The organism is Sinorhizobium sojae CCBAU 05684 (assembly GCF_002288525.1).
Taxonomy (GTDB): domain Bacteria; phylum Pseudomonadota; class Alphaproteobacteria; order Rhizobiales; family Rhizobiaceae; genus Sinorhizobium; species Sinorhizobium sojae.
Genome location: NZ_CP023068.1, coordinates 69,077 through 84,097, shown reverse-complemented (window position 1 = coordinate 84,097; position 15,021 = coordinate 69,077). Strand labels below are relative to the sequence as shown.

At 64.3% G+C, this 15,021-nt stretch carries 14 protein-coding genes; 10 read left to right on the top strand and 4 right to left on the bottom strand.

From position 1 onward, the window contains the following. Positions 1–2: 2 nt before the first annotated feature. From SJ05684_RS18140 to SJ05684_RS18130, 3 genes are read left to right on the top strand one after another with little or no spacing between them, the layout of a single operon-like run. A complete protein-coding gene (locus SJ05684_RS18140) occupies positions 3–1,100 on the top strand; it encodes an ABC transporter ATP-binding protein (RefSeq protein ID WP_034856072.1) in 1,098 nt (365 codons plus the stop codon). A gap of 1 nt (position 1,101) precedes the next feature. Next, complete coding sequence (locus SJ05684_RS18135; protein ID WP_034856073.1) at positions 1,102–2,097, top strand: carbohydrate ABC transporter permease; 996 nt, start codon at positions 1,102–1,104, stop codon at positions 2,095–2,097. A 2-nt stretch (positions 2,098–2,099) separates the two neighbouring features. Next, positions 2,100–3,158, top strand: a complete 1,059-nt coding sequence (locus tag SJ05684_RS18130) for a carbohydrate ABC transporter permease (RefSeq protein ID WP_034856074.1) — start codon at positions 2,100–2,102, stop codon at positions 3,156–3,158. A gap of 3 nt (positions 3,159–3,161) precedes the next feature. Here the strand turns inward: SJ05684_RS18130 and SJ05684_RS18125 are convergent, their stop codons facing one another. Then, positions 3,162–4,202: a LacI family DNA-binding transcriptional regulator gene (locus SJ05684_RS18125; RefSeq protein ID WP_085939104.1), complete on the bottom strand. Its 1,041-nt coding sequence runs from the start codon at positions 4,200–4,202 to the stop codon at positions 3,162–3,164. A 162-nt stretch (positions 4,203–4,364) separates the two neighbouring features. Here SJ05684_RS18125 and SJ05684_RS18120 point away from each other — a divergent pair, with 162 nt between their 5' ends. Then, positions 4,365–4,568, top strand: a complete 204-nt coding sequence (locus SJ05684_RS18120; RefSeq protein WP_034856109.1) for a hypothetical protein — start codon at positions 4,365–4,367, stop codon at positions 4,566–4,568. Positions 4,569–4,859: 291 nt separating this feature from the next. Here the strand turns inward: SJ05684_RS18120 and SJ05684_RS18115 are convergent, their stop codons facing one another. Continuing rightward, on the bottom strand, positions 4,860–5,447 hold the full coding sequence (locus tag SJ05684_RS18115) for an NAD(P)H-dependent oxidoreductase (protein WP_374188714.1): 588 nt from the start codon (positions 5,445–5,447) through the stop codon (positions 4,860–4,862). A gap of 310 nt (positions 5,448–5,757) precedes the next feature. Between SJ05684_RS18115 and SJ05684_RS18110 the strand changes: the two genes are divergently transcribed. The 6 genes from SJ05684_RS18110 (at position 5,758) to SJ05684_RS18085 (ending at position 13,554) form a co-directional block, all read left to right on the top strand. Next, complete coding sequence (locus SJ05684_RS18110; protein ID WP_034856080.1) at positions 5,758–6,216, top strand: (2Fe-2S)-binding protein; 459 nt, start codon at positions 5,758–5,760, stop codon at positions 6,214–6,216. A gap of 3 nt (positions 6,217–6,219) precedes the next feature. Beyond that, positions 6,220–8,430: a xanthine dehydrogenase family protein molybdopterin-binding subunit gene (locus tag SJ05684_RS18105; RefSeq protein ID WP_034856082.1), complete on the top strand. Its 2,211-nt coding sequence runs from the start codon at positions 6,220–6,222 to the stop codon at positions 8,428–8,430. A gap of 271 nt (positions 8,431–8,701) precedes the next feature. Continuing rightward, positions 8,702–9,592, top strand: a complete 891-nt coding sequence (locus SJ05684_RS18100) for a helix-turn-helix domain-containing protein (protein ID WP_034856083.1) — start codon at positions 8,702–8,704, stop codon at positions 9,590–9,592. Between the two features lie 141 nt (positions 9,593–9,733). Next, positions 9,734–10,363, top strand: a complete 630-nt coding sequence (locus SJ05684_RS18095; protein WP_034856084.1) for a (2Fe-2S)-binding protein — start codon at positions 9,734–9,736, stop codon at positions 10,361–10,363. A gap of 3 nt (positions 10,364–10,366) precedes the next feature. Next, positions 10,367–11,344, top strand: a complete 978-nt coding sequence (locus SJ05684_RS18090; RefSeq protein WP_034856085.1) for an FAD binding domain-containing protein — start codon at positions 10,367–10,369, stop codon at positions 11,342–11,344. Further along, positions 11,341–13,554: a xanthine dehydrogenase family protein molybdopterin-binding subunit gene (locus SJ05684_RS18085; protein WP_034856087.1), complete on the top strand. Its 2,214-nt coding sequence runs from the start codon at positions 11,341–11,343 to the stop codon at positions 13,552–13,554. The genes SJ05684_RS18090 and SJ05684_RS18085 overlap by 4 nt, the downstream gene beginning before the upstream one ends. Before the next feature lie 30 nt (positions 13,555–13,584). Here SJ05684_RS18085 and SJ05684_RS18080 read toward each other — a convergent pair whose 3' ends face one another. Then, positions 13,585–14,037, bottom strand: coding sequence for a DUF2721 domain-containing protein (locus tag SJ05684_RS18080; RefSeq protein WP_034856088.1), 453 nt, complete (start codon positions 14,035–14,037; stop codon positions 13,585–13,587). Between the two features lie 108 nt (positions 14,038–14,145). Further along, entirely contained in the window at positions 14,146–14,937 is a 792-nt protein-coding gene (locus tag SJ05684_RS18075) for a hypothetical protein (protein WP_034856090.1), read from the bottom strand. Positions 14,938–15,021: the final 84 nt, after the last annotated feature.

Below are 15,021 nucleotides of genomic sequence, written 5' to 3'. Positions count from 1 at the left end.
CGATGGGAGATCTCAAACTTTCAAATCTCAACAAGTCGTTCGGTTCGGTTGCCGCGCTCAACGACGTGAACCTTGACATTGTCGATGGCGAATTTGTCGTCTTCGTAGGCCCCTCCGGCTGCGGCAAATCCACGCTGCTGCGCATCATCGCCGGTCTCGAGGACATCACCTCCGGAGGAATCGCGATCGGCGGGCACGATGTCGCCGCGCTGTCGCCGGCCGAGCGCAAGATCGCCATGGTGTTCCAGTCCTACGCGCTCTACCCGCATATGAGCGTGCGCAAGAATCTTGCCTTCGGCCTCGAAAACCTCAAGTTCAAGCGCGAGGAGATCGAGGCGCGGATCGCGGAGGCTGCGCGGATGCTGGCGATCGAACCCTATCTCGACCGCAAGCCGCGGCAACTCTCCGGCGGTCAGCGCCAGCGCGTGGCGATCGGACGGGCGATCGTGCGCGAGCCGGCGATCTTTCTCTTCGACGAGCCGCTGTCGAACCTCGACGCGGCGCTGCGCGTCCAGACGCGCGCCGAGATCACCAAGCTGCATCGCCAGATGAAGACGACGATGATCTATGTCACCCACGATCAGGTCGAAGCGATGACCATGGCCGACAAGATCGTCGTGCTCCGGGCCGGCCGCGTCGAACAAGTCGGCACGCCGCTCGAGCTTTTCGATCATCCGCGCAATCTCTTCGTCGCCGGCTTCCTCGGCTCCCCGCGCATGAACATCCTCAAAGGCCGGATCGTCGTCAGTGACGACCGCCGCGTGCTCGTCGACGTCGGCTACCCCACCCTGCTTGCGAGCGAAACAGACCCGGCCGCGGTGACCGCCGGGCAGGAGGTGCTGGCCGGTATCCGCCCGGCGCATTTCGTGCTCTCCGACGAAGGCTTGCCTTTCGAGGTGCAATATCACGAGAGCCTCGGCACCGAGACCTACATCTACGGCAACCTTCAGGGACAGTCGGAGCAGGTGATCATCCATCAGCCCGGCCATTTCGCGCCCGCAGCGGGCGCGGTTCTCAAGATCATGCCGCAGCAAGGGCGCCTGCATGTCTTCGACCCCATGAGCGAACTGGCGTTTGCCCGCGTCCAAAGGAGCAACTGACATGGTCAGGTGGGCTTCAGCAGGACTAGCGGACCGGGCGGTCGACGGGGCCATGGCCGTGGTGGAGGCGCCGATCAACGCCGTCGAGCGGCTGATCGGCAGGCGGCGTATGCCCTATCTCTTCCTTGCGCCCAACCTCGTGCTTTTCGGCATCTTCACCTTTCTGCCGATCGCGATCGCCATCGGCTATGCCTTTACCGGCGGCACCGATCTGCTGATCTCCAACCGCCCCTATGTCGGCCTCGACAACTTCCGCAAGCTCCTCTCCTGCGGCGATTATCTCGCGCCGGGAAGCTGCGAGGAATCGCTCTTCTGGACGGCGATCTGGAACACGCTCTGGTTCGTCGGCTTCAATGTCGCCGCCACGCTTCTGGTCGCGCTGACCACGGCGCTGATCCTCAACCGCGCGATCGCCGCGCGTGGCTTTTTCCGGGCCATGTTCTTCTATCCGGTGCTCCTGTCGCCGGTCGTGATCGGCCTGATCTGGAAATGGTTCCTCGACCGCAACGGCCTGCTCAACGCCTTCCTCCAGATGCTCGGCGTGCCGCCGGAAATCTTCCTTCTCGATGTCGGCTGGTCGCGCTTCTTCGTCGTCGTGGTGTCCGTCTGGTTCCACATGGGCTTCTACACGCTGATCCTGCTTGCCGGTCTGCAGGCTATCCCAAAGGATCTCTACGAAGCGGCCGCGATCGACGCCGCCTCTCCGGCCCGCACCCTGTTCCGGATCACCCTGCCGCTGCTCGGGCCCAACCTGCTCGTCGTGCTCATTCTCCTGATGATCCGCTCGGTGCAGATCTTCGACGAGGCCTGGGTGCTGACCAATGGCGGCGGTCCGGGCACGGCCAACACCTTCCTCGTCCAATATATCTACCAGATGGCCTTTGCCGGTGACTTGAGGCTTTACGGGCTCGCATCCGCCGCCTCCGTCCTCATGGGGCTGGTTCTTCTGGTGCTGACCCTCGTGCAATTGCGCCTGGGCCGCAAGGTGGAGTCCTGATCATGCACGGCACCTTCAACGCCATCGGCTTTTTGACGCGCACCCGCCGCCCCGGCCGGATCGACGTCACCGACGTTCTCTCCTGGCTGTGGCTCGTCGGCGGCACGCTCGCCGTTCTCGTCCCGGTTCTCTGGGCAGGCCTGTCGTCGCTGAAACCCGAGGCGGAGATCACCCGCTTTCCGCCAACCCTGCTTCCCGTTGCGGCGGTGCAGGTGGAGGTTCAGGGTTACGATAAGCCCTTGAGCCTCTGGAACGTGACGGTCGATGGCGAGACCCGGGAGATGGCTATGGTCCGCCGCATCGGCCTCAAGGCGCAGGTGGTCGATCCGGAGAACCCGGGCAAGCCCGCCAGCGTCGACACGAAAAGCATTTCCCCGGTCCAGCGACTGACGGTCGCAACCGAGAACTACTCGGATCCGCTGACCCGCTTCAGCTTCCTGACCTTTCTCAAGAATTCGGTCTTCGTCACCTTCGTCGCCACGATCCTGACCTTGATCGTCAACGCGCTTGCGGCCTTCGCGCTCTCCAAATACCGCTTCCGCGGCGAAAAGGCGATTTTCGTGCTGATCATCTCGACGCTGATGATCCCGCTCACGGTCGTCATGGTGCCGGCCTATCTCGTCGTCGTCGGGGTAGGCCTCGTCGACAATCTCTGGGGTGTCATCATCCCGACCGTCGCAACGCCGACCGGCGTGTTCCTGCTCCGGCAATATATGCTGACGATCCCCGACGAGCTGATCGAGGCGGCACGGGTGGATGCGGCCAGCGAGTTTCGCATCTTCTGGCGTATCATCCTGCCGCTGACCGCGCCGGCGCTCGCTGTGCTGGCAATCTTCTCCGTGCTCTGGCGCTGGAACGATTTCCTCTGGCCCTTGATCGTCCTGAGCAGCCGCGAAAACTTCACGCTTCAGGTCGGCCTCAACGCCTTTCAGGGCGAGTTCTCGGTGCAATGGCACTACATCCTCGCCATGACCTTCCTGAGCCTGATCCCGGTCACGATCGTGTTCCTGTTCCTGCAGCGCTACATCACGACGGGAATCGCCGGAACCGGCATGAAGTAAGACCTATCTCGGCGGCGGCGCGACGCTGCCTCGCAGGATCAGCCGGCATCCGAGCTCGAGCCGGTGGGCCGGGCGCAGCGGATCAATGGCAATCAGGCGCTGCTCCAGCAGTGAAAGCGCGGCGGCGCCGAGCCGGTCGGCCGGCATCTGGATCGTACTCAAGGGCGGTGTGCTGAATTCGCCCGGCACGATATCGTCGAAGCCGAGCACCGAGACCTCTTCCGGCACGCGGATGCCGGATTCGGCGAGCGCTTCCAGGCAGCCGAGCGCCAGGTTGTCGGCAGCGCAGAAGATCGCGGTTGCGCCCCGCAGGCTGCGATCCGCCTTCAGAAGGGCCCGCATCACCTGTTTTCCATGGCGCGGCTCGTAGCTTTCCGCGACCACCACCATATTTTCCGGGACCGGAAGCCCCGTGACCAGATGGGCATCGACATAGCCATCATAGCGCCGGCGGATCGTGGTACGCCCCTGCCAGGTGAGATGCAGGATGCGGCGGTGTCCGAGCGAAAGAAGATGCTCGGTGCCGAGCCGGGCGCCGAAGCGATTTTCGACCGTTACCGTATCGACCAGCATCGAAGGGTCCTCGCCATTGAGGATGACCATCGAGCGGTTGAGCGCGGAAAGAGCCCGGATGAGCTCCGGCCTGTCGTCGTTCAGGATGACGATGCCGTCGACCTTCTCGCTCTCGGCTGCATCGCGCACTTGCGCGGCATCGAGCCGCGCGGTCGCGCTGACGAAGGGCACGATGCGGATTCCCCGCCTTTCACATTCCTGCCGCAGGCCGTTGAGGATCGTCCAGCTCACCATATTCACGTCGCTCTGCGGCGCCGCATCGCGGGTGAGCGCCAGCAGGAGGACGCGCAAGGTCGCGATCGTCGCCTTCTTCCGTCTGGTTTCGAGATAGCCGAGCCGGCGGGCGGATTCGAGCACCCGCTCGCGCACCTCGACCGTCAACGACGCAGTGCCGTTGAGCGCGTGCGAGGCGGTGCTGAGCGATACGCCCGCATCCCGCGCCACGTCCTTGAGATTGGTTTTCCGCTCCACGACCGAACCGTTCAACCCGCGCCACATCCCCGCCAGCCCCGCCCCGTGTCAAACCATACCAGCAGGGCGATCCGCAAGCATAAAGCGCCGAGCTGACCCATTTAAAGTCATTGACAGACGCCTCGGCAAATGAGAACATAACAAGAACAAATGGAGGCATCCATGTCCCATGCGGAGCAAGTCATCGAGCGTGCCATGGCGGCGGTCGCAGCCGCGCGGCTGCGACGGGAACGCGAGCTAGAGCGGCGCAGGCAGACATTCGGGCGGATCGAATTGACCCCGCCCCTGCCCATGCCGAGACGCGGCCTGCAGCTTTCGCTGCAATTGAGCCGGCCAACCCCCGAGGAAGGAACCGTCGGCCGCTAGCGCATGGGTCGAAATTCGGACCCGATTTTTCGGAAAGCACGCTGCGCGGAGGCAAGGAGTTACAGCGCCTTTATTGATGCGTCCGGAAGGACGCACGGCGCTGTAAGGGCCGTTTCGGGCAAGGCGGCTGAGCGCCGTTGTCCGCGGCTGCGGTGAGGTCCGCTTGTTTGCGCTGCGCTGCGGTGATAGAATTCGAGTGTTCGATCGAGGGGTGCCGGCCCCCTTGCTATGATCGTTCGCCGGAGCGCGCTTGGCCCAAACAAGCGCGCTTTCCTGTTCCCGGTGGAGGCATTACGAAGCCGATGCGCCAAGCTTGTGCATCTCGGCGATCCATTGCTCGCGTTTCGATGCGCTGACGCCTTCTACCATGCCGTAGAGCTTCTCCCGCACCGGCTTGATGCCGACGAAATTGAGGATTCCGCGCCGCATCCCCGCTATGCCGTGACCCAGATACCAGAGACGATAGACGAAAGCCGGCATTCCCATCGTGACGATCACGCGCGCCGAGCGCCCGTTCAACCGCGTCTTCACGAGCTTTTCGTTTCCGGTCGGATAGTCGAAGGCGATACCCGGGCGCATGACCTGCTCGAGGAAGGCCTTGAGAAGTGCGGGCATCGTGCCGAGCCAGAGCGGGAAGACGAAGACGATATGCTCCGCCCAGAGGATCGCCGCACTCGCATCGGCCAAGCTTGTCGGAACGGATCCGTTCTCGAATTCTTCACGGCTTTTCAGAAGCGGGACGTCGATCTCCGCAAGATCGATCCTTCGGACATCATGGCCGGCCGCCTCCGCCCCTTGCGCATAGGCCTCGGCGAGCGCGCGGCAAAAGCGGCGCGGATCCGGATCCGGGTGCCCGACAATGACCAGAACGCGCTTCATCAAGTCCTTCCTTTGCTCCTTGTGGCAATCGGTAGAACATGTCGCGCACCGGCGCATTGACGCCGGTCAATGCGCTACAGCGCCGCGCGTCTGTCAGACCGATGCGCACATCGAGGAAACTGGCGGACGGTTCTTCCGATGTTCACGATCGCGTTAGATCGACAGGAATAGGCAATAATCCGGCAGGATTGAGTATACCGGCCTCGACGACGGTCTTCTAAGCTTCGGCCGCAGTCGGCCATGGCCTGGGCACCCAACCGGTACGCTCCGGTGCGCCCGCGACCATGCGCCACAACGCGAGGAGAACACCATGGTGACTGTTACGATCAACGGCGTCGAACGCTCCGTCGACGCCGAACCGGACATGCCGCTGCTCTGGGTCATCCGCGATCTAGTCGGGCTAAGCGGAACGAAATTCGGCTGCGGCATGGCCCAATGCGGTGCCTGCACCGTCTATGTCGACGGTTCGCCGGTCCGGTCCTGTCAGACCTTTATCGGTGACATCGAAGGCGCTCAGGTGACGACCATCGAAGGGCTGAACGGCAAGGTCGCGGAAACGGTCCAGGCGGTCTGGGCCGATCTCGACGTGCCGCAATGCGGCTATTGCCAATCCGGGCAGATCATGTCGGCGACGGACCTTTTGACCAGCAATCCGAAGCCGAGCGATGCGGATATCGACGCGGCGATGTCGGGCAATCTCTGTCGTTGCGCCACCTATCACCGGATCCGCGCTGGTATCCACGAAGCCGCAAAACGTTTGGAGGCGTAGGCCATGATCCCGAAACTGATGCAATCGGTTTCCCTTCCGCCCGTGCGGATCGAAGCCTCGCGGCGGCAGTTCCTCATTGGCGCGCTTGCCGCCGGCACCGGCATCGCCGTCGGCTTCCGCCTGCTTGCCGCCGCACCGGCGGCCGCAAGCGAGAACGCGACAGGCTCGCACGCCTTTTCCCCCTATGTGACGATCGACGGCGACGGCAGGGTGACCGTGCTTTCCTCGCAGTTCGAGATGGGCCAGGGCTCCTATAACGGCATCGCCACGCTGGTAGCCGAGGAACTCGATGCCGACTGGTCGACGATCGAGGTGAAGGGCGCGGCCGGCAATGTCCAGGCCTATGGCAATATCGCCTTCGGCGGTGCGATCCAGGGAACGGGCGGCTCGACCTCCATGTCCACCTCCTGGGAGCGCTATCGCAAAGCGGGTGCCGCCGCTCGCGCGATGCTGGTTGCCGCTGCCGCGGAAGAATGGGGCGTCGATGCAGCGGAGATTACCGTCGAGAACGGCAGTCTCGCCCACCCCTCCGGCAAGAGCGGCGGCTTCGGCGACTTTGCCGCCAAGGCGGCGACTATGCCGGCGCCTGCCGATGTGACGCTGAAACAGCCAGGCGAGTGGAAGCTGATCGGCAATGACAAGCTGAAGCGTTTCGACAGCGCCCGCAAGACGAACGGAACGGAGCAATACACGATCGACGTCAATCTGCCCGGCATGCTGACGGCCGTGATGATCCATCCGCCGCTCTTCGGGGCGAAGGTGAAGTCCTTCGATGCCTCGGCCGCAAAGGCTCTCAAGGGCGTGGTCGACGTCGTCGAGACGCCGCGCGGCATCGCAGTCATCGGCGAACATATGTGGGCAGCGATCAAGGGACGCGACGCGGTCACGGTCCAGTGGGACGAGACGGCGGCGGAGAGCCGCGGCACGGACGAGCAGATGGCGATGTATCGCGATCTGGCCAAGAAGCCCCCGGTGGCGATGGCCCGCAAGGACGGCGACGCTGAGGCCGGCTTCGCCGGGGCCGCCAAGGTGATCGAAGCGAGCTTCGATTTCCCCTATCTCGCCCATGCGGCAATGGAGCCGTTGAATGCGGTCGCGCGCATGAACGAAGACGGCACTCTGGAGATTTGGGGCGGACACCAGTTCCCGGACATCTACCAGAGGCTCGCGGGCGAAATCGCAGGCATAACCCCCGACAAGGTGCGCCTCCACGTCATGAAGTCCGGCGGCAGCTTCGGCCGTCGGGCCGTCTCCGACGGCGATGTCGTCGTCGAGTCCGTCTATGCGGCCAAGGCGATCGGCTTCCGTTCGCCGGTGAAGGTGCAATGGACGCGCGAGGACGATATGCGCGCCGGACGCTACCGGCCCGCCTATGTCCACAGCCTCAAGGCCGGCCTCGACGAGAGCGGAAAACTCATCGCCTGGCACGATCACATCGTCGGCCAGTCGATCGTAGCTCGGACGGCTCTCGAGGGTATGATCCAGAACGGCGTCGATCCCACTTCGGTCGAGGGGGCGAGCAACCTGCCCTACGCCATCCCGAACCAGACGGTCGGGCTGACGACCACGGATTTCGGCGTGCCGGTTCTGTGGTGGCGTTCCGTCGGCTCGACCCATACGGCCTTCGCGGCCGAAACCTTCCTCGACGAGGTCGCCGAGGCGGCGGGGCGCGATCCGGTCGAATTCCGTCTTTCCATGCTCGAGCCGGATTCGCGCCATGCGACCGTTCTGAAGCTTGCCGCAGAAAAGGCCGGCTGGGACAAGCCGCTGCCCGAGGGCCGCTTCCGCGGCGTCGCGCTTGCCGAGAGCTTCGGCTCCGTCGTGGCCGAAATCGCCGAGGTGTCGGCCGACGGCAATGGCGGAATCAAGGTCGAGCGCGTGGTCGCGGCCGTCGACTGCGGCCTGGCGATCAACCCCGATCAGGTCCGTGCCCAGGTGGAGGGCGGGATCGGCTTCGGCCTCGGCGCCATTCTCGGCGAGGAGATCACGCTCACCGACGGGCAGGTCGACCAGGGCAATTTCGACCTGTACACGCCGCTCAGGATCGATGCCATGCCGCGGGTGGAGGTGCATATCGTCCCCTCCGCCAACCCGCCCTCCGGCATCGGCGAGCCGGGCGTCCCGCCTATCGGCCCGGCCGTCGCCAACGCAGCCTACAAGGCGCTCGGCAAGCGCATCCGAGTCCTGCCCTTCGCTCGGTCACTCAACGCCTGAACGACCCGCCCGGCCGGCTGCAATGCCGGCCGGGCAGAGGGCGAGTAAGCGAGCGCATCCGGCTATGGCCGGCAGCAATACCGCGGCATCCGGTTCCCCTCGTGACCAGCGGAAGGAGCCTTCAAGCCGCAGTCGTATCGGGTGCCGAACGGCAGGGCGACGGCGCTTCACAGGTTTTTGCCACCCAGGAATGCAGCGCGATATTCTCTATCGCTACGAGAAATGCTAGAAAGCCGGCGGGGCTCCTGCAGACCTGCCGAAGAGGTCCTCTATGGGCAGAAATGCACTTGCAGACACTGCGGTTCACATTCGCCGTTTGCAGCGAGGCCTGTCGCCACCCGTCGTTCCGGAGGTTTTTTCCGGCGACACCCGGCTCGTCGGCCGATGGCGGAACAAGCCGTTCGAATACGACCTGCCGCCCCTCAAGCATCATGTCATCTCTGCAACCCATCTCGGTGCCGGTGTCGCATCGGTGAAGATGGGCCGGCACACGATATCAGCTCCCGCGAGGCCGGGCATGATAAGCCTATGCCCGAGGGGACATAATGGCCTATGGCGGACAGACGGTTTCGTCGAGGTTTCGAACGTCTTTCTGGGACACGACCGCCTTCTGGCGTGCACGGAGCAGGTAGGGAAGGGCCGGGAGCACGAACTCGTCGACCGCGTGCATTTCGATGACCCCAAACTGTTCGCGATCATGGCCTTGATCAATAACGAGATCAGCGCGGGCGATGCGATGTCGCAGCTGTTTATCGAGCAACTCCTCGACCTCGCGTGCCTGCAGCTTCTCAGGGCGCATTCCGCGGCGCCTATACCGTTCGCGCCCGAACCGCGACGTGGCCTGACGAGCTGGCAGGTCAAGCGCGTCACCACTTACATGCGCGAAAATTTCGCGGAGGACATCCGGCTTCAGGAACTCGCAGATCTCGTCAATCTGAGCCGCTTCCACTTCTGCACGGCCTTCCGCATCGCAACCGGGAAAACGCCTCATGGCTGGTTGACCGGCCAGCGTATCGCTTGCGCCAAGACGCTGCTCGGCGACCGTACTTTGCGCATCATCGACATCGCCCTTCTCGTCGGTTACGAAACACCATCCGCATTCGCCGCCAGTTTTCGCAAGGTCGCCGGCCTCACACCGAGCGAATTCCGCCGACGGCTCTGAGGGGCCTTTGCTGCACGCCATCTGCGTCGCGCACCCCTCGTTGTCGCAATATCCAGACGAATCCGAAAGAATGCGATAGAGAGGCGGCAACCTCGGCTCTACCCTTCGGCCGCAATCACCCGTGCGGAAGAGGATATTTCCATGACCGAGAATCCGTCGCACTTGCCTCCCTCCGGACCTTTCCTGTCGCGCCGGGAAGCCCTCCAGGCAACAGCCGCGGCGGCGGCGCTCGCCACCTGGCCGTCGGCGTCCGAGGCGGAGACCAGCGCTGCCCCTGCCGGCGCCGGAACGTCTGCCGCCGCGGTGCCTGCCGTGACGCTGACGATGACGGTGAACGGCCGCGCCCATACACTGACCATCGATCCTCGCCAGTCGATACTGGATGTGCTTCGCGAGACGCTGAACCTCACCGGCACGAAGAAGGGCTGCAATCAGGGCGCTTGTGGCGCATGCACCGTTCTCGTAGACGGCAGGCGCATCGTCTCCTGTCTGACACTGGCGGCCATGCACGATGGTTCCCGGATCGAAACGATCGAAGGGCTCGAAAAGGACGGAGCGCTTCGTCCCCTCCAGGAAGCCTTCGTCGAGCACGAGGGCCTGCAGTGCGGGTTCTGCACGCCTGGCCAGATCATGTCGGGGCTCGGCTGCATTGCCGAGGGTCACGCCGGCTCGCCGGAAGAAATTCGGTTCTGGATGAGCGGCAATATCTGTCGCTGCGGCGCCTATCCGGGCATCGTCGCGGCCGTAGCCGACGCGGCCGGGAGGATGTGAGCCATGTTTCCCTTCGTGTTGGAGAAAACCAGGAGCATCGAGGACGCCATTGCGGCGGCCGCCTCCGGCGCGCGCTACATTGCTGGCGGCACGACGCTGGTCGACCTGATGCGTGAGGAGGTCGAGATGCCGGACCGGCTGATCGACATCAACGGCCTTCCTCTGGATGCGATCCGCATCGAAGGAGATGACGTCGTCATCGGCGCGCTGGCGCGAATGGCCGACGTCGCCGCCAATCCGGATGTGCAGCGTCTGCAGCCGCTGATTGCCGAGAGCCTGATCGAAGGCGCTTCGCCGCAATTGCGGAACATGGCCTCGATGGGCGGAAACCTGTTGCAGCGGGTGCGCTGTCCTTATTTCCGCATGCTGGACGCCCCCTGCAACAAGCGCAGCCCCGGTTCCGGCTGTTCAGCCATCGACGGTTTGAATGCCGCTCATGCGATCCTTGGCACGAGCGATCATTGCGTGGCGACGCATCCATCCGATGTGGCGGTTGCGCTGGTGGCGCTCGACGCCACCATGCGGGTGCGGGGCCCTGAAGGCGAGCGCAGCTTTCCGGTCGAAGAACTCTTCCGGCTGCCGGGCGACACGCCGCATCTCGAACACACCCTGCTTCCGGGCGAGCTCATCACCGAGATACGCGTGCCGGGCGGCCCGTACAGCCGCCGCGCGCGCTATCTGAAGGTACGCGACCGGGCCTCCTATGAGTTCGCGCTGGTTTCGGCGGCAGCGGCCCTCCTCATCGAAGACGGCGTGATCCGCGAAGTCCGGCTCGCTGCCGGCGGGGTCGGGACACGGCCCTGGCGTCTGCGCGACTGCGAGGCCCAACTGGTGGGTAAGCGGCCGGAGCGACAGGCCTTCGCGGAAGCCGCCGCGCTCGCCCCGCAGGGAGCCCGGCCGCTGCATCACAATCGGTTCAAGGTGGTACTCTTGCCGCGGACGATCGTCCGCGCGCTGGAAATGGCGGGAGAAGTGGCATGAATTGGATCGGAAAGCCTCTCACCCGCGTCGACGGCCGCGCCAAGGTAACGGGGGCGGCGCGATATGCGGCCGATTTCAACCAGCCGGGTCAGCTCTATGCCGTGATCGTCAGCGCGACTGTAGGCCTCGGTCGCATAAAGGAAATCGAAAGCGGCGAGGTCGAGCGGATGCCCGGCGTCGTCGCCCTGATCACGCATCGCAACGCTGAGAAGCTGCCCTATCTGCCGCACAAGGGCGTCATCGACCCGGCCGCCGGCGAGCGCCTCCATGTGCTTCAAGACGAAGAGGTGCATTTCTACGGCCAGCCCGTCGCCATTGTCGTCGCGGACAGCCTCGATCATGCCGAACGCGCCGCTGCGGCACTGCGCATCACCTATGCGGCCCGGCAACCGCTTGTCGATCTTTCGGACGAGGAGGTTCAGCCCATTGTTCCGGACGCCGGCAGAACGCTCGCCGACAGGGCACGCGGCGATGCCGACGCCGCCGTTGCCGGGGCACCCGTCAGGATCGACGAGGTCTATGAGATCGCCCGCGAAAACCACAATCCGATGGAGCCGCACGCGACCATCGCCGCGTGGGACGGCGATCGGCTGACGCTGTGGAGCAAGAGCCAATACCTGGTCAACGAGCAGGCGGAGATCGCAGCGGTCTTCGGGCTGCCGACCGAGAATGTCGAGGTCGTCTGCCCCTTCATCGGCGGCGCCTTCGGGTCAAGCCTCAGGACCTGGCCGCATGTCACGCTCGCGGCACTCGCCGCGCGCCAGGTCGGCCGACCGGTAAAGCTGGCGCTCACGCGTAAACAAATGTTCTTCACCACCGGCCATCGGCCGCGCACGCATCAGCGGATCGCGCTTGGCGCGACAGAGGACGGAAAGCTTCAGGGGATCATTCACGAAGGCACCGGCGAAACGAGCCGCTACGAACAGTTCATCGAGGCGCTGACCGCCGTTACCGACTACCTCTATTCCTGCCCGAACGTGCGCACCCGCTATCGCCTGGCGCAACTCGACACCGGCACACCCAACCACATGCGCGGCCCGGGTGAAGCGAGCGGCATCTTTGCGCTCGAAAGCGCCCTTGACGAACTGTCGTACAAGCTTGGCATGAACCCCGTCGAGCTTAGGCGACGTAACGAGCCGCGGCTTGACGAAGCCGAAGGCAAGCCCTTCTCCAGTCGTTCACTGATCCAATGTTACGACATGGCGGGCGAACGCTTCGGCTGGTCGCGGCGAACGCCGGAACCGCGTTCCATGCGCGACGGACGTCTCCTGATCGGGATGGGCGCCGCCACGGCAACCTATCCTGCCTTCCATGCGCCTGCGAGAGCCAGGGTACGGCTGCTTCCGGACGGGTCGGCAGAGGTCGAGGCGGCAGCGAGCGACATGGGTCCGGGAACCTATACGTCCATGACCCAGGTTGCGGCAGAGTTTCTCGGCCTTCCCTTGGACCGGGTCCGCTTCAGGCTGGGAAAGTCGGTCTATCCGCAGACGCCCTCGCATGGCGGCTCATGGACGATGGCCTCGGTCGGATCGGCCATTCGCGTCGCCTGCGCCGAGGCACAGGCGCAGGCGGCGCGCCTGGCGGTATCGGATAACGGCTCACCGTTCTTCGAGGCGTCGGCGGACGATCTCGAGTGGGTCGAAGACCGGCTCGTGCGCCGCGGCGAAGCCGCGCAGGGCCTGTCCTATCGGGAGCTCGTTGCGAGAAGCGGCGCTCCTGTCGAGGCCGAAGGATCTGCCCAGCGCGATCCGGAGGTGGCGGAGAAATATTCGATGCACTCCTTCGGTGCGGTGTTTGCAGAGGTGGCGATCGATCCGGACGTCGGAACCATCCGCGTGCGGCGCCTCGTCGGCGCCTACGGCATAGGGCGTGTGGTCAATCCGCTGCTCGCCAGGAGCCAGTGCACGGGCGGCATGATCGGGGGCATCGGCATGGCGCTGATGGAGCGGACCGTGCTCGACCGGCGCGACGGACGGCCGGTCAACGCCCATATGGCTGATTACCTGATGCCCGTGAATTTGGACATACCCCGGCTTGAAGCCTATTTCGTCGACGAGGTCGATCCCGTCGTCAATCCCCTCGGCGTTAAAGGACTGGGCGAGATTGCATTGGTCGGGACCGCACCGGCGATCGCCAACGCCGTGTTCCACGCGACGGGTAAGCGCGTGCGAGCCCTGCCGATCCACATCGAGGATGTTCTGACCGCCTGATCTACCGGTCGACCCTCGTCACCTCGCCCGTCATTCTCGATCGAGGCCTGCTCGATCCATGCGCATCTGCCGCAACATGTTCCGCCCGGCGGCGAGCATTTCGAACAGGAACGCCATGAGCGACCCAATGAGCGAGAGGATCGCTCCACCGAAGAACCAGAAGAGGTTCTCCTCACGGAAGCCGAGCCGGAGCGCACCGGCGAGCAGGTTCAAGATCGCGCAGCCGGTGAATACAGCAGCCAGGGTGCCCAACACGACTGCCACCTCCAGGGCGAGTGTCCGTCGCCGGAGATAAGCGAGTTGCAGGCGCCTCGCCTCGCGCTGCTCGTTGTTGTCCCCGACCTCATTGACCCGGTCCGATACCCTGCCGAGGCGAGTCGCGTAGACGCTCACGAACCCCGCCGTGCCGGCAAGAAGGAAGACAGGCGCGAGGGACGTTTGAACGATGGACGCAAGATCGTCGACGACTGGCGGTGGCTCCATAGTGCCCTCACGATTGTGGTCAGACTCAGCTATGGCTCTACTCCATATCTCCTGAAATCGACCTCGATCTAAGGAGACAGACGAGTAACTCAAGCGATTGGCCCGGCTCTAAAACCGCACGACGAGCCCCAGGATCGGCCCCTGTTGCACGACGTCGAAGACGAAGCCGTCATTGCTGTAGTCGACGCCCAGGGCGCGGTAGCCGGCGACGGCCGAGATGGTGTCGCTGAAGCGGTAGCCGATCGCCGCGGCGACGTCCCAGTCGAGATCGGCGCCGCCGGCACCGACGAGGCCCCAACCGGTCAGGTAGATTTCCGGCGTGAACGAATAGGTGCCGCGAAAACCGGCTAGGCCGTCCACCCAGGTCGCATCATCGCTTCGCGAGACGCCGTCGAGAACGCCGCCGCTGAAGGAAAGCTCCGTCTCCGCGTGCCAGACTCGCAGGCCGCCGACGATATCAAGCCGCGTGGAACTGTCTTCGAAGATCGAATAGCCGGCCCCAAGCAGGCCGGCGAATGTCTCGGACGAGAGTTCGACGTCGGTGGCGAGGATGCCCCTGGGCGTGCCGGCCTGCCCGGAGATCTTCGTATACATCACGTCGCCGAAGACGCTATAGGGGCCATAGCGGGCCTCGCCGATCGCCATCGCCCCGAAATCCAGGTGATCGAAGATATCGCTGAAGCTGGCGTCGACATCTGCCTCCGGCAACCCGAAGGCTGCAACGTCTCCCGTAAGCCCCGCCGCCCAGAAATAGGGTGCGAAAGAGAAGGTCCAGCCGCTCTCGGTCGTGGTCTCCTGAGCCGTCGGCGTCAGCGGAGAGTAGATGTCCGCGGCCACGGCACTGCCGGCGGCAAGTAGGCTTCCCAAAGCCGCCAAAGCTGGAAAGAGGCAAGATTTCATCGTTTCCCCCGGCAAAAGTTTGCTCCGATTGATTCACCCCGGCAGCACGGATCATGACCGGGCGCGGATGTTCGACCAAGCACT

Bases quoted from the DNA above. Each gene is read 5' to 3' on its own strand.
- SJ05684_RS18140 (WP_034856072.1), top strand. From the start codon at position 3: ATGGGAGATCTCAAACTTTCAAATCTCAACAAGTCGTTCGGTTCGGTT.
- SJ05684_RS18135 (WP_034856073.1), top strand. From the start codon at position 1,102: ATGGTCAGGTGGGCTTCAGCAGGACTAGCGGACCGGGCGGTCGACGGG.
- SJ05684_RS18130 (WP_034856074.1), top strand. From the start codon at position 2,100: ATGCACGGCACCTTCAACGCCATCGGCTTTTTGACGCGCACCCGCCGC.
- SJ05684_RS18120 (WP_034856109.1), top strand. From the start codon at position 4,365: ATGTCCCATGCGGAGCAAGTCATCGAGCGTGCCATGGCGGCGGTCGCA.
- SJ05684_RS18115 (WP_374188714.1), bottom strand. From the start codon at position 5,447: ATGAAGCGCGTTCTGGTCATTGTCGGGCACCCGGATCCGGATCCGCGC.
- SJ05684_RS18110 (WP_034856080.1), top strand. From the start codon at position 5,758: ATGGTGACTGTTACGATCAACGGCGTCGAACGCTCCGTCGACGCCGAA.
- SJ05684_RS18105 (WP_034856082.1), top strand. From the start codon at position 6,220: ATGATCCCGAAACTGATGCAATCGGTTTCCCTTCCGCCCGTGCGGATC.
- SJ05684_RS18100 (WP_034856083.1), top strand. From the start codon at position 8,702: ATGGGCAGAAATGCACTTGCAGACACTGCGGTTCACATTCGCCGTTTG.
- SJ05684_RS18095 (WP_034856084.1), top strand. From the start codon at position 9,734: ATGACCGAGAATCCGTCGCACTTGCCTCCCTCCGGACCTTTCCTGTCG.
- SJ05684_RS18090 (WP_034856085.1), top strand. From the start codon at position 10,367: ATGTTTCCCTTCGTGTTGGAGAAAACCAGGAGCATCGAGGACGCCATT.
- SJ05684_RS18085 (WP_034856087.1), top strand. From the start codon at position 11,341: ATGAATTGGATCGGAAAGCCTCTCACCCGCGTCGACGGCCGCGCCAAG.
- SJ05684_RS18080 (WP_034856088.1), bottom strand. From the start codon at position 14,037: ATGGAGCCACCGCCAGTCGTCGACGATCTTGCGTCCATCGTTCAAACG.
- SJ05684_RS18075 (WP_034856090.1), bottom strand. From the start codon at position 14,937: ATGAAATCTTGCCTCTTTCCAGCTTTGGCGGCTTTGGGAAGCCTACTT.